This is a genomic window from Betaproteobacteria bacterium, assembly GCA_016194905.1.
GTDB lineage: Bacteria > Pseudomonadota > Gammaproteobacteria > Burkholderiales > JACQAP01 > JACQAP01.
Map to the genome: position 1 here is coordinate 66,956 of JACQAP010000036.1, position 12,241 is coordinate 79,196.

At 57.6% G+C, this 12,241-nt stretch carries 14 protein-coding genes and 1 pseudogene; 1 reads left to right on the forward strand and 14 read right to left on the reverse strand.

The genetic code is table 11. The features are described from left to right. Positions 1–190: 190 nt before the first annotated feature. From HY067_23090 to HY067_23155, 14 genes and pseudogenes are all read right to left on the reverse strand, one after another. The gene (locus HY067_23090) at positions 191–442 is read right to left on the reverse strand and encodes a transcriptional regulator (GenBank protein MBI3530842.1); all 252 of its coding nucleotides are present in this window, start codon (positions 440–442) and stop codon (positions 191–193) included. 207 nt (positions 443–649) lie between these two features. Then, positions 650–1,000 (reverse strand): cytochrome c, encoded by a 351-nt coding sequence (locus tag HY067_23095; GenBank protein ID MBI3530843.1) that lies wholly within the window; start codon positions 998–1,000, stop codon positions 650–652. 10 nt (positions 1,001–1,010) lie between these two features. Then, the gene (locus HY067_23100) at positions 1,011–1,703 is read right to left on the reverse strand and encodes an ABC transporter ATP-binding protein (GenBank protein ID MBI3530844.1); all 693 of its coding nucleotides are present in this window, start codon (positions 1,701–1,703) and stop codon (positions 1,011–1,013) included. Continuing rightward, a complete protein-coding gene (locus HY067_23105) occupies positions 1,700–3,295 on the reverse strand; it encodes an iron ABC transporter permease (GenBank protein MBI3530845.1) in 1,596 nt (531 codons plus the stop codon). The genes HY067_23100 and HY067_23105 overlap by 4 nt, the downstream gene beginning before the upstream one ends. Before the next feature lies 1 nt (position 3,296). Further along, positions 3,297–4,320 (reverse strand): annotated as a pseudogene (locus HY067_23110) (extracellular solute-binding protein). 18 nt (positions 4,321–4,338) lie between these two features. After that, positions 4,339–4,956: a hypothetical protein gene (locus HY067_23115; protein MBI3530846.1), complete on the reverse strand. Its 618-nt coding sequence runs from the start codon at positions 4,954–4,956 to the stop codon at positions 4,339–4,341. A gap of 17 nt (positions 4,957–4,973) precedes the next feature. Then, complete coding sequence (locus HY067_23120; protein MBI3530847.1) at positions 4,974–5,564, reverse strand: Fe-Mn family superoxide dismutase; 591 nt, start codon at positions 5,562–5,564, stop codon at positions 4,974–4,976. Positions 5,565–5,598: 34 nt separating this feature from the next. After that, on the reverse strand, positions 5,599–6,105 hold the full coding sequence (locus HY067_23125) for a lipocalin-like domain-containing protein (GenBank protein ID MBI3530848.1): 507 nt from the start codon (positions 6,103–6,105) through the stop codon (positions 5,599–5,601). 95 nt (positions 6,106–6,200) lie between these two features. After that, positions 6,201–6,527, reverse strand: coding sequence for a hypothetical protein (locus HY067_23130; GenBank protein ID MBI3530849.1), 327 nt, complete (start codon positions 6,525–6,527; stop codon positions 6,201–6,203). Between the two features lie 46 nt (positions 6,528–6,573). Next, positions 6,574–7,575: a YncE family protein gene (locus tag HY067_23135; protein MBI3530850.1), complete on the reverse strand. Its 1,002-nt coding sequence runs from the start codon at positions 7,573–7,575 to the stop codon at positions 6,574–6,576. Between the two features lie 10 nt (positions 7,576–7,585). Next, positions 7,586–8,347 carry a transporter gene (locus HY067_23140; protein MBI3530851.1) on the reverse strand — a complete coding sequence of 254 codons (762 nt, stop codon included), beginning with the start codon at positions 8,345–8,347 and terminating at the stop codon, positions 7,586–7,588. A 91-nt stretch (positions 8,348–8,438) separates the two neighbouring features. Next, positions 8,439–9,641, reverse strand: coding sequence for a chromate transporter (locus tag HY067_23145; protein ID MBI3530852.1), 1,203 nt, complete (start codon positions 9,639–9,641; stop codon positions 8,439–8,441). A gap of 35 nt (positions 9,642–9,676) precedes the next feature. Continuing rightward, complete coding sequence (locus tag HY067_23150) at positions 9,677–10,282, reverse strand: hypothetical protein (GenBank protein ID MBI3530853.1); 606 nt, start codon at positions 10,280–10,282, stop codon at positions 9,677–9,679. Positions 10,283–10,329: 47 nt separating this feature from the next. Then, positions 10,330–10,914, reverse strand: coding sequence for a hypothetical protein (locus HY067_23155; GenBank protein ID MBI3530854.1), 585 nt, complete (start codon positions 10,912–10,914; stop codon positions 10,330–10,332). Positions 10,915–11,263: 349 nt separating this feature from the next. Between HY067_23155 and HY067_23160 the strand changes: the two genes are divergently transcribed. Continuing rightward, positions 11,264–12,238, forward strand: coding sequence for a chromate resistance protein (locus tag HY067_23160; GenBank protein ID MBI3530855.1), 975 nt, complete (start codon positions 11,264–11,266; stop codon positions 12,236–12,238). The last annotated feature ends 3 nt before the right edge of the window (positions 12,239–12,241 follow it).

Sequence of the window (12,241 nt, forward strand, 5' to 3'; positions counted from 1 at the left end):
TCGCTGGTTCCTTATCGTTATCCCCTCGTGAAACGTCAGTGAGTCTACTCCTCTTTCGCATCCAAATAGGTGATGCCCACTAAGACGTGTTTTCCGATGAGCGTTTTCGCGAGGTGATGGGCGAAGGGCGGCCGTCCGTCAGCGAAGCTCGGTGGGTGTTCCATGACTGCTATATTTTAAATCGGCTACGTCAGTGAAAATACCCCTCGATAACATCTCTCTGAAATTCAGCGACCCATGTTGAACCGTCTCCGATGGGGTATTGCTTTTGGCTACCCGTGGATTTTTGCGTCACGGTTAGTGTGCCGGTTAGCGCAAATATTTCATCGGTTTTAGGATCGGTTGTATCAATTTCGCTTAGCTCAAAATCGTCCGTATCGAGATGGTATCGAGCTAAGACAGTCTTGAAATCAATCATTTCATCCGGCTCGATAAGCTCCATTTGCGTTTCTCCCGGAGTGATGCGGTATAGCTTCTCACTGCGAATGTCTCAATAGGAAATTCAATCGCACAAGAGAATGCATTATCCGCTACGACGCCCCCGTCAAACGTCATACTCCACAAGCGTCGTGGACCGCGTCCAAGGATTCGATGAAGGCCCCACGAAGAAAGGGCGGCTATGCCGCCCTTTCTTATTCCGTGCCAACGGTCAGTTGGCCGGAAGCGCCTTGATGTACTCGGCCAGCGCTTGAACTTCTTCATCCTTTAGTTGGCTCTTGAAGCCCGGCATGGGTGATTTCCCCTCCCGAATCAGCTTCATGACCTGTTCCAACGTTTTTGAAATGCCGGCAAGCTTGGGCCCGTCGGCCTGTTTCATGCCATAACCCTGATGACACCAGCTGCATTTCGTTGCAAAAAGCTTTTTGATGCTGCCACCATACTTTTCATCGATCTTCGCGGCAACTTCGTCGGTCGGATCCTGCGCTAACACCGGTAGTGATGCAAGGCTTGTCGCCAGCGCAACGATGAGAAAGGTCTTTTTGCTATGAGAATCTGCCATAAATATTCCTTCAGTTTGTCGTCGCCATCGTGGGTATGCTTGTATCATGTACCTTACCGTGTTGCATGACGATCACGCGCGTAGCGATGTCGGCCGCTTCCTCACGGCTGTGAGTGACATAAACCAGAGTAAAGCCCAATGCCGCATGCAGTCTCAGGATCTCCCCGCGCAAGTGCAGGTTCAGTGCATGATCCAAGCTCGACAATGGCTCGTCCATGAGCACGATGGCGGGATTGGTTGCCAAGGCGCGCGCCAACGCGATGCGCTGCTGCTGCCCACCCGACAACTCTCCTGGTTTTGCGTGCGCGCGATCAGCCAGTCGCACCATTTCCAGTACTTCCAAAATCCGGTTTGGCGTGTCCGCGAGTTTATTCAGCTTGTCGTAGCGCAACGCAAACTCGAGGTGCTGGAACACGGTCATGTGTGGCCACAGAGCGAGGTCCTGGAAGACCATGCCGATGTGGCGCTGTTCGGGTTCAACGAGATTTCGTCCGTCTTCAGCGACTCGGATGCCGTTGATACTGATGGCGCCCGAATCGGGCACCTCGAGGCCGGCCACCAAGCGAAGCACTGTGGTCTTGCCGCAGCCGGAAGGCCCCAGCAGTACCACGCGCTCACCACGCTCCACCGATACCGAGATCGCGTCGGCGACCGTGTGACTGTTGTAAGCCTTCGAGACGGCACGCAGTTCGATGGCGCTCATCGGTGACTTCCAGTGGCGACTCGGAACAGCGAACCCAGGATCGCCAATGAGATCAGGGTGACCGCCACCAGGATGACGCACAAGGCGGAGATAAGGCTGGGGGCGCCATTAGCCATCAGGGTGAAGATGCGCACCGGCAGTGTGTCCTGCCCCGCGGGATAAACCAACATCGAGGCGCCGAGATCGCGGAGGCAGAAAATGAAGCCGATCAGCCACGCGGCGATTACGCCTGGAAGCGCAGCCGGAACCACCACGTACCCCATGCGCGCCAGCCACGGCGCACCCGTCATCTGCGCCGCCTCTTCCAGCGATTGCGGCACGTTGGCCAGGGTGGCCAGGGTGATACGGCTGGTCAGTGCAGTGTACTGAGCAAGGTAGGCAAGGATCACCATCGCGGCCGATGCATAGAGGAAACCGGTGGCCGGCCGGTTCCATAGCGCAATCAGTCCCACGCCGATCACCGTTCCCGGCAGTGTGAACATCAGCAGCGTTAGTGTATCCACTGCGCGCCAGAGGCGAAGCGCGCGATGGTGAATGAGGTATCCGCAGAAGAACCCAAACACCGTGAGTAGCGTCGCGCCTACAGCTGCGAAGACCAGGCTGCGCCCCAAGCTATCGGCTGCCTTGGACCAGGCCTCGCGATAGGCGAAAGGCGATAGAGAGGACACGACCAGAGCCAGTAGCGGCAACACGACAATCACTGCTGCCAGCAGGCTGACCGCGAGGAGAGCTGGAACGCGCCAACGGCCGAGTGGGACGAGCAGCATCCGCTTGCCGGGCGTTGTCGGTCGCAAGCGGTAGGTCTTTTCGCGCAGGTAGAGACGCTCCAAGGCCAGCACCAGCAGGGTGACGGCGAGTAGGGGAGTGGCAGCGGCGGCGGCGGCGCCAAAGTCGTAGAAGGCGGAGAACTGCGTGAGCGTCTCGACCGGAAAGACGGGATAGCGCAGGAACATCGGCACGCCAACCTCGCCCAGTGCGAGCAGGTACACGAGGATCCCGCCGAACAGGATCCCCGGCAGGATCATCGGTAGCGTGACGTAGCGCAGGATAGCTGGCCAATGGGTGATCAGCCGTCCTGCTTCTTCAAGCCGTGGATACACCGCGCGCAGATAGATCAGAGTCAGGATCATTACCACCGGCAGGAACGCGCTCATCAGCACCCACAGGCAACCCGGCAAGCCGAACAGCCAGCCCGACAGCAAATCCAGGAATTGTGCGGGGAGGACGCGCGAGAGCACGCCGTGACTTGCCAGCAGGTTGAACCAGCAAACCGCGAGGATGTAGGGCGGGAGCAGCAGCGGGATCGAGAGCAGCACCGTCAGAATGCGCCTGAACGGCAGATCGGTTTTTCCGAGCAACAGGCCAAGAGGCACGCCGATCAGCGTGGCACAAGCGGCGGTCAGGGTGGCAAGCGTCAGGCTATGTCCGATCGGTGCCCAATATTGCCGTGGGGTCGCGAACAGCTTTTCGTAGACGGCGAGTGTCAACCTGCCGCCGACGAAGATGCTCTTGCCCAGCATCGCCGCCAACGGCAGCAACCCCACGACGACCAGCGCGAAGACGACCAGCAGCAGCGTGAGTCGCCGCTGCAAGTTAATGCCCCACCCAGTCCCTCAGCAGGGGCTGGATCGATTGCATCTTGGCCGCGACCACCGTGTAGTCCACCTTCATCACCTTCAGGGTCTTCCAGCCGACGCACACCGGGCGGGGTCTCCACGCCGGGATGGAGGGGGATCTGCGCGGCGTCGGAATAGGCGAGCTTCTTCTCCGTCTCGCGCGACAACAAGTAGTCGATGAGCTTCTTGGCCGCATCCGGGTGCGGGCTGCCCTTGATCAGCAGCACGGCGTTCGGAACGATGAAGCACCCCAGGCCGCCTTCTTCCTGGTCGGGGTAGACGCCCTCGATCTGCTGTCCCTGTTTTCGACGGCTGTGCACGTCATCGCTGTCCACCAGCGCGAATTGAAAGGGGCCGGTCGCCACCTGATCTGCGCTTTCCCCGTTGCTGGAAGAGATAAAGACGCCGTTTCTACGCACAGCATCGAGGAACGCCTTGGAGCGCTCGTCACCCCACACCGTGAACAGCGCCGCCATGTGCGCGGTCGTGGTGCCGAATAACGGACTGGCAATCACCGCCTTGCCGTTGAAACGCGGATCGGTGTAGGCCTGGATAGACACCGGTTTGTCCTTCAGCAACTGATCCACGATCAGGATGCGGGCCCGGGCAGAAAACCCCGTCCAGTACCCTTCGGGGTTGCGGAACTGCTCGGGGATGCCCTCGGCGCTGGGCGAGCGATAGGGGGCGGACACACCCTGCTGGCGGAGCAATTCGGCGCGGATCGGCTCGTTGGCCCAGTAGACGTCCGCCTGCGGGTTCGCCTTCTCGGCAATCAAGCGGTTCATCACCCCTGCGCTTTTCGTTTCTTCCGTGTCGAAGACAGCCTTCACCTTGATACCGGTAGCCTTCTCAAAGTCTTTCAATATCGGCTCGGAGAACACCTGGTCGTGGCTCACATAGACGACGACGGTGTCGATGCTTCGTCGGGAGAGGAAGGCCGCCAATCCAATGGCGACGACAAGCGCAACTATTATTCCTGAAACGACCGTGCTCTTCTTCATCTGCGCACGCCGGGCTGTTCAATTGCCGCCAAAGGCAAAGTCATCGAAGGCGGTTACGCTGTCTGCTTTGGTCCATACACCGACCGCGCCGGGTCCCGAAATGTGACTGTCTTGCAGATCGACATAAATCTTGCCGTCGAGCAGCACCCTGATTTTCTTGCCGCTGAATTCCACCCGCAGTGTGTGCCATTGATTGGCCGGCACCGGCGCGTCCACATACTTGATGGTAATTCGGCGGCCGCCCGTGGTGTGGTACAAGGACACGTTATCTTCGAGCGCATTGGCCCGGGCCACGTAATAGTTGTCGCCGTCCTTCCAGCGCCAGACCAATCCGCCGGCCTCGTCCTCGCGGCCTGAAATGGACTTGAATTTCACTTCGACGAAGCCATCGCTAATCGACACGTCTTTTTTCACGCACCAGGGAAAAGTTCCCACGCCTGACTGCAGCAATACGTTCGGTTTGCTGGGCGCGGTCGGATCCGCCTCCACCGCCCATTTGGGCGAACCGCGTCCCGTGACGCCCGTTGTCCAACCTGCGGGGACCTTCCCGACTTCGTCCCGATCAAAATTTATGGTTTCAGCATGTGCCATGGTCATGGTCGTAAGAGTAATCAATGTCGCAATGACAGATCGCATTATCATCTCCAGTTGGTCTAAAAAACGTGTTTCCATTTCTTGGATGCGGTATTCCAGTCGATGTTGCGCATGAACGCATCCACGTAATCTGATGCTTTGGCACCGTAGTCAAGATGGTAGGAGTGCTCGTACATGTCGAGCGCTAGGATCGGTATGGAACCCGCCACGCACTGGGTATGGTCTGCGGCCCACTGGTTGACCAGTTTCCCGTCTCGTTGGGAGCACGTAACTACCACCCACCCCGATCCTCCACCCAGGGCTTTCCCCATCGCAACGAACTCTTTTTCCCAGCGCTCGAAGCTCACGAAATCATGCACCAAAGCCTCCAAGAGCCCACCATCCGGGCGTCCTCCCTCGCCACCCAAACTTTCAAAATAGACTTCGTGCAGGATCATAGAATTGGTGGCGATGAGCTCTTCCCGTTTGAGGCCATTGATCACGAAGCCGGGGGCGAGCGCCATATCCAATTCCATGAGTCGATCTGAAATGGCGTTCAGCCGCTTCACAGCCCCTCCGTAATTGTTTTCATAGTGGCTTACGAGAAGTTTTTCGGAGAGGCCTCGTATCCGGCTTGGCTCCCAGGGTAAAGGCTTCATCGTGTATGACATGGTTCCCCCATGGGCCGTGTTTGATACGGGGCAGTTAGTTCGCCAATTTTTCCCACACCTGGATCAAAATCGCTGGCGAGCCTTCGACCGATTTAAGCTCAGAAGTAAGCGTCAAGCGGGTTTCCTCAAACTCATAGTGACGTTTCAGAGTCCTACCCACCCAATTAGGAAACGAACTGACCGCAATATGGAAGGTGACTAGCCGCTGGCTGTCGTTCACCTCATAGGTCCCGTAATACCCGACAAACCCCTCATAAGCGGTCCGCACTTCCTCATCGCTGGCTCGATCGCGCTCTTCGGATGAAAAGGGCGGGATATCGCCACGCGTGATCTGGGTGGACATGCGCCCTGTCGCGTCGTACATGACCATCCCGTCAGGGTGTTCGCCAAACGGGTATTTGGTCTGCCCGTTCGACTTGATAAAGCCAAACGACTGAAGCCTCCAGGCGCCCACGAAACTTAGTGCTGCGCCGTCTGCCGCCATGGCAGAAGTCGACAGGCACAAAATTGACGCAAGCAGAATTCCTTTGATGATCTTCACGGCCCCTCCAATCGAAATTGGTCAGAGTTACAGACGATTTATCTTGCTCTTTCATTAAGACGAGGCCCGGTTCGAACAGGGAAGCCGCCGCGGCCCTAATCGTTATCCTCTTTCTTCCCGGGCGCTTTCCGCCCAACGATCTCACCTGTTTCGGAAACGAGCAGTTCCTCCTCGTTGCCGTTCCTGGCGATCGTCACGCCATAAAGCGTCTTGCCGTCTTTGATGAACGTTTCGGCTTCTTTCGCCGATCCTCCTTCAGACTCCTTGGCTACGACTGATTTAACCGCGAGCGGCAACTGTTCAATCGAGATCTGTTGAGCGTTGCGTTCTCGGTCGTCTTGCTCCAATTTTTCGCAGGCTGTTAGTGTCCCTGCGGTGCAAAGCGCAATCAGGAGTGCTGCGCATGATCGATCCACTTTCATTTCTGACCTCCTTCTCCCACTAAATCTAACTCGCGCGTAGGCCTTTCTAAGGCGTTACCTTGTACGCCCGGATTTCCGCGTTCCCATCAGCGCCGGGCGGTAACGCCACAAAAAGGGTTTGCCACTCCGGCACGAACAACGAGGTGCGCGCTCCCTTTCTGGTGGCCACCTTATCGAGAAGGCGGTACTGGTTGGGATCGATCTGTTCGAAGACGAATACGAACCCCTCGCCTCCGGAGACGTAAATCCGGCGTGTATCGGCGTCGTAGGAGATGTCGTCCGCGTCTCTGACGCTGTCGAGTTCCGCGACAACGCGGCTGGAGCCGGTATCCAGGACCAGGAGCCTCGCCGGCCCGCGGGTTCCAACGAACAGCCGGGCATGCTCCTCGTCCAGCGCCATCGGGAAGTTGCCGCGCGCGGGTACTGCCCAAGCCTCCATCACTTGTTGTTTTTCGCGGTCGACCACCTCAATCTTGCGCGCCGAGGGAATGTTTACAAAGATGCGTTTGCCCCTGCGTTCGAGTTGGAAGGATTCCGGATGGCCGCTCAGCCCGATCTCTCCGATTAGAGCGTCGGTCTGCGTATCGACGACCGCCAGGGCGCCCTCTCCGCCGGCCCCACAACCGATGTAGCTGCGCTTCGAGTCCGGGTCGTAACGGATGTTGTCGTTGTCTTCCCTTAGACGGATGTCCTTCAGCGGCTCAAGCGAGACGCTGTCGTATACCCGCGCAGAAACGCTTTCGCCGTTGGTCACGATGAGTTGTTTGACTTCAGGAACAAGTAGCAACCCCTGTGGCTCCCTCAGGCCCGTCAGGCTCTTGATTAAGCGTTTTGTTTGAAGGTCGATCACTTCGACGGTGTTGTTTCCAAGCGCAACGACGAATAACCGATGGGTCGGCAAATCGACCGCCATGTGATCGATGCGTCCCTGCACACCTGGCAGCTCGATCCTTTGCGTTTCTTGCAAGGTGGCCCCGGGTTCTGCTACCGCGGCGCCGTGGAAAACCCAATAACAGGTAAAAAGTAGGGGCAGGAAAAACTTTTTCATTGATGGAGTCTTATTGGAAATGCATCTGCAGGCCGGCATAACCCACAAGTTCAGTGCGCTCATCCGAGTTGCGCAGCCCGGCACCGGCAGAGGCGAGCAACGTTAAGCGCTCGCTTAACTTCTTGCGCAGGCCGAAGTTGAGCACGGTATCGCCATGGTGAAACGAGTGATCGGTCGTGGCGTGAAGCTCGCCCAGCAATTCCAGTTTCTCCGAGTAGGGATAGCCGACAACCACGCCGTAGATCCATTGATTGGGCTGGTCGCGCATGAACCAGTGACCCACTTCGCCTACCAGTCGCCAGGCCCCGAACGATTTGCTGGCCTCGAGGGGCAGCAGCCGATTGGGACCTCTGTCCGCCAGGCCGCGATCGACGGACCCGGTAGGGTTGTTGAATTCAACCTGCGGATAGAAGGACAGATTGAATCCGGCTTTTTCTTCATCGAGAAAGCGCCACTTCACCCCCATCAGTGAATTGCTGAGGCCGCTGCGGGACCCGGAAGGATCATTTTGGTCCAGAGACATCCACGCCACTTCGTACTTGAGCTGAATGTGGTCGCCCAGGCCGTAGTTGATGTCGATCCTCGGCAGATTTTTGGATTCCTCGCTCCGTGTGCGTTCGACCGTGTAGGCGGTGTTGATTTCCCAGTGCCGGTTTCCCGGAGTATCGGGATCGTCGGTGAGAAGCGGTGGACCGCCCTGGGCTCCGAGGCTGTGGCTCATGGCGAGGAAGACCAGCGCCACCGCGAGCCGTGACAAATACCGGCGATTCATCGCAGGCTCCTCCGGAGAAAGCCGACGGCTCCGGCCGGCATCGAACGGAAATTGCGTGACCATGCGCATGCAGATGGCTCGCCCGATGCAACTAGGGGTGCATCACCGGATAGAGCACGATACCCAGGACTGCCGCTATCGCCACCAGGACGGGCTCCGGAAGTTTTTTGAGTTTCAATAGTGCGACCAGGGTCAGAAGAGCCATGACCGTTGTAGCGATATCGACAATCGAACGCTCACCCAGCACGACCACCGCACCGGCGATCGTGCCGATCGCCGCAGCGGTGACCCCATCGACAAAGGCCTTTACCCCCGCGAGCTTTCCGTACTTAGAAAAATACGGGGCCGGAATAACGGTAAAGAGGTAGCACGGAAGAAAAGTACCGAGCGCCGCCACGACGGCGCCCGGCAAACCCGCTACCAAGTAGCCGATGAAACCCACCGTGATCACAACTGGACCGGGCGTGATCAGAGCGACGGCGACGGCATCCAGAAATTGCCTATCGGTCAGCCAGTGATATTCATTGACAACACCGCCGTAGAGAAAAGGAACGATAGCGAGCCCGCTCCCGAACACGAAGGCCCCCGCCTCTGCGAAAAAGACGCCTATTTGCCAAAGCTGGTTCCAATCGACCACGGAGAACACCGCGACTGCGGTGTGGGGGTCCACCGGCAGCCCACCCACAGCGAGGCTGATGTTCTTGCCAAACCAGTTCTTCGGCGGCGCTCGGACGAGCCAAGTCAGTATCCCGGCACCGAAAAAGATCCACGCGATTTCCGACTCGGTCACGACGGTGACGACCGCACTGAGCAGATAGATGAACCACAACAGGTTGTCCCGGCCAAGCGTCTTTTTGGTGAGTTTGTAGGCGCTGTTGGCGATGATGCCGATGACCGCCGCCCCCACGCCGTAAAAGACCGCTTGCATCCAAGGCAGGCCGCCATAGCGGACGTACGCCCAACCGAGCGCAACGACCATGAGAAAGGAGGGCAGAACGAATGCCGTCCCCGCCAGCGTCGCGCCGAGAATGCGGTAGTGCACGTAGCCCAGGTAAATGGCAAGCTGGGCCGCGAGCGGCCCTGGGGCGAGCTGCGCCAGGGCCAAGCCTTCGCGGTATTGGTCTTCGGAGATCCATTTGCGCTGCTCGACCAGATCGCGGTGCATGTAGCCCACCAGCGCTACCGGCCCACCAAAACCGGTCGCCCCCAGCTTTACGGCATAGGCGACCAGTTCGGAGAGCCGATAGGCGGGTGATCCACCAATTTCACTGGATGGTTCTGCGCTCACTTCCATCTCCGGCGAGCTTGGTACTCAACTCGATCGCTTGGTCACTGCCGTTCGTTTTGCCAGAGCAGTTTGCCGGTGAGTACGTCGTAGGCCAAGCTGGTCACCTTGCCGTCCTTTGCGACCAACACAACGAAAACCGGCTTGCGCGCCTGCAGCCGCGGTGTGATGGAGTAGACCGTTCCGGCTTGACGTTTGGAGGCATCGTTTACGATTTCAAGCAAGGATCGGGACGAGAGCGATACCAGGACCAGCTGCCCCGAAGCGCGGGTCAGGTGGCGCTTGTCCTTGAACACTTCGATCTCGGGGCTCCACGCGTTCTGTTCCGGGCTGCCGCTCAACTCCTTGAGCACGTTGTCTTCCGGCTCCAGGACTAGCCCCTTCTCGGCGGTGTACACCGAAAGCGAAAGTTTCTTGCTGTCATCCAGCTCGAATTTCGCGGAGATGGGAGTCTCGGCGCCTTTGCGAGCCAGTTTCAAACCATCCGCCAAACTAAGCTTGCTGCTGGGCAAGAGCGCAAGGAAGGCCGCCAGATCGGCAGGCTCGTATTCTTTTTCCTCCTCTTCTTCGGCACGGACTGCCTGGCAAGCGAACGCGCTCAACATTGCGATAAGAACCAGGGTAGGCAGCCAATCTTTACTTCTTTTCATCTGAGGATCCTCTTTACTGTGGAGTACGCATCGGGGCGACGAGGCATCTACTTACTTCCAAGGAACTTGCCGCTGGGAATGTCGTACGTGAGTTTTGAAACCTTGTCCTTGTTCGCGACGAGTACCTCGAATGCAGCTTTGCGGCCATGCAAAGTGGGATTGATGGAATAGACGATGCCACTCGCGTGCTTGGACGCATCTTCGACGATTGCCAGCAGGGATAGGTGCGACAGGGCGTTGAGGATGAGGTGTTGAGAAGAACGTGCGACGTGTTCGACATCCTTGAAGACCTCGCTTTCGGGGACCCAGGCGGCTTGCTCTGGGCTGCCCGCAAGTTCCTTGAGGATATTCTTTTCAGGTAGGACCGACAGTCCCTTTTCGGCCGTATAAACCGAGAGCGACAGCTTGCCGTTGTCGTCCAACTCGAACTTGCCCGAGATCGGAACCTCTTTGTCTTTGGCCGCCTGTTTGATACCGTCTGCTAGGCTCAGCTTCGCGTTGGGTAAGACGGCGAGCAACTTCGCCGTATCGGCATCTGCATAGCCTTCCTCGGCGGCGAAGATTCCCTGCGTTGCTGCGATTCCGCAGACAAGGATTCCGGCGGCGATAAATAGTGCTTTCAACTTTCTCATTTTCAATCTCCTCAAAGGATGAACAAACAGATACGTTGTTGAGAATTTATTGTTGTGCTCCCTGAAAAAAACCTCTCTAAGACACGAACGGCTGGAAAACGGCACGCCGTAACACTCGACAGTGCGCTCGATTTCGCCGTTAGCTGGAAGGGTGTTGATTAATTTGTTGAAGGAATCGAGGGGGTTCCTCCCGCTCTTATGGGGCGTCGTTGCACCGTCCCATCGGAGCGAGAGACAAAACATGTCTGATCTTAAAGCTCTCAGGTGTCGTAACGGTTATCACAATACGTAGCATATGTTTCTGATAATGTATTGTCAATTACTAGGATGTAGTGTATATAACACAACGATGAAAGCGCACGAACCGCAAGCTATTTCCTGGTTGCTCGCTGTCATCAGTCTCCCTGGCGAGCAGGCCACGCTGCGCATGCGGGTTTGGCGCATCTTGAAGGCTCTGGGCGCGGCCGTGCTGCGCGACGGGGTGTACTTGCTTCCCGATCATCCTGAGCTTAAGGAAGCACTGGAGACACAGATGTTGGAGGCAGGCGCCGAATCGGCGCTTGTTTTAGTGACGGCACTGTCGAGCCAAGGCAACGATCGGGATGCTGAGTTCGTCCAACTGTTCGATCGCCGCGAGAACTTCTCCGAAATTATTGCGACAGCGGCCTCACTGATGGACCAAATGTCGAGCGAAGACGAGGGTGATGTGCGGAAGGGGTTGCGACAACTCCGCAAGAGCCTGGAAAGCGTAATCGCAATAGATTATTTTCCGGGTTCGGCAAAAACAGAGGCCGAGCGTGCGATGGCGGTGTTGCAAGCCGCGTATAACCGCAAGTTCTTGCCTGGAGAACCAGAGGCGGTAGCAGCCGCAATCCCTCGGCTGAAGAGCAAGGACTATCGTGGAAAGCGATGGGCCACGCGGGAGCACCTGTGGGTGGACCGAGTGGCGAGTGCCTGGCTGATCCGCCGGTTCATAGATCCCAAGGCTCGATTCCTCTGGATTAAGAATCCGCAGGACTGTCCAAAGAACGCGTTTGGCTTCGACTTTGATGGCGCCGCTTTTACGCATGTGGAAGAACGCGTCACCTTTCAAGTGCTCATGGCGAGCTTTGGCCTCGAGGGCGATCCAGGGTTGGACCGCTTGGGCAACCTGGTGCACTACCTCGACGTGGGAGGTGTTCCAGTGGCGGAGGCGGCAGGCTTCGAGACCATTCTTCAGGGAATCCGCACCGGTTCCAAAGATGACGACGCATTTTTCTCCGAGGTCTCAGTCGTCCTGGACCATCTTCACGCAGCCTACTCTCGGAAGAAAGCTGCAGATTGATTT

What these genes read in the sequence shown, in the direction of transcription:
- HY067_23100 (MBI3530844.1), bottom strand. Translation starts at nt 1,703, where the DNA reads ATGAGCGCCATCGAACTGCGTGCCGTCTCGAAGGCTTACAACAGTCAC.
- HY067_23150 (MBI3530853.1), bottom strand. Translation starts at nt 10,282, where the DNA reads ATGAAAAGAAGTAAAGATTGGCTGCCTACCCTGGTTCTTATCGCAATG.
- HY067_23160 (MBI3530855.1), top strand. Translation starts at nt 11,264, where the DNA reads ATGAAAGCGCACGAACCGCAAGCTATTTCCTGGTTGCTCGCTGTCATC.
- HY067_23155 (MBI3530854.1), bottom strand. Translation starts at nt 10,914, where the DNA reads ATGAGAAAGTTGAAAGCACTATTTATCGCCGCCGGAATCCTTGTCTGC.
- HY067_23090 (MBI3530842.1), bottom strand. Translation starts at nt 442, where the DNA reads ATGGAGCTTATCGAGCCGGATGAAATGATTGATTTCAAGACTGTCTTA.
- HY067_23115 (MBI3530846.1), bottom strand. Translation starts at nt 4,956, where the DNA reads ATGCGATCTGTCATTGCGACATTGATTACTCTTACGACCATGACCATG.
- HY067_23140 (MBI3530851.1), bottom strand. Translation starts at nt 8,347, where the DNA reads ATGAATCGCCGGTATTTGTCACGGCTCGCGGTGGCGCTGGTCTTCCTC.
- HY067_23145 (MBI3530852.1), bottom strand. Translation starts at nt 9,641, where the DNA reads ATGGAAGTGAGCGCAGAACCATCCAGTGAAATTGGTGGATCACCCGCC.
- HY067_23120 (MBI3530847.1), bottom strand. Translation starts at nt 5,564, where the DNA reads ATGTCATACACGATGAAGCCTTTACCCTGGGAGCCAAGCCGGATACGA.
- HY067_23095 (MBI3530843.1), bottom strand. Translation starts at nt 1,000, where the DNA reads ATGGCAGATTCTCATAGCAAAAAGACCTTTCTCATCGTTGCGCTGGCG.
- HY067_23135 (MBI3530850.1), bottom strand. Translation starts at nt 7,575, where the DNA reads ATGAAAAAGTTTTTCCTGCCCCTACTTTTTACCTGTTATTGGGTTTTC.
- HY067_23130 (MBI3530849.1), bottom strand. Translation starts at nt 6,527, where the DNA reads ATGAAAGTGGATCGATCATGCGCAGCACTCCTGATTGCGCTTTGCACC.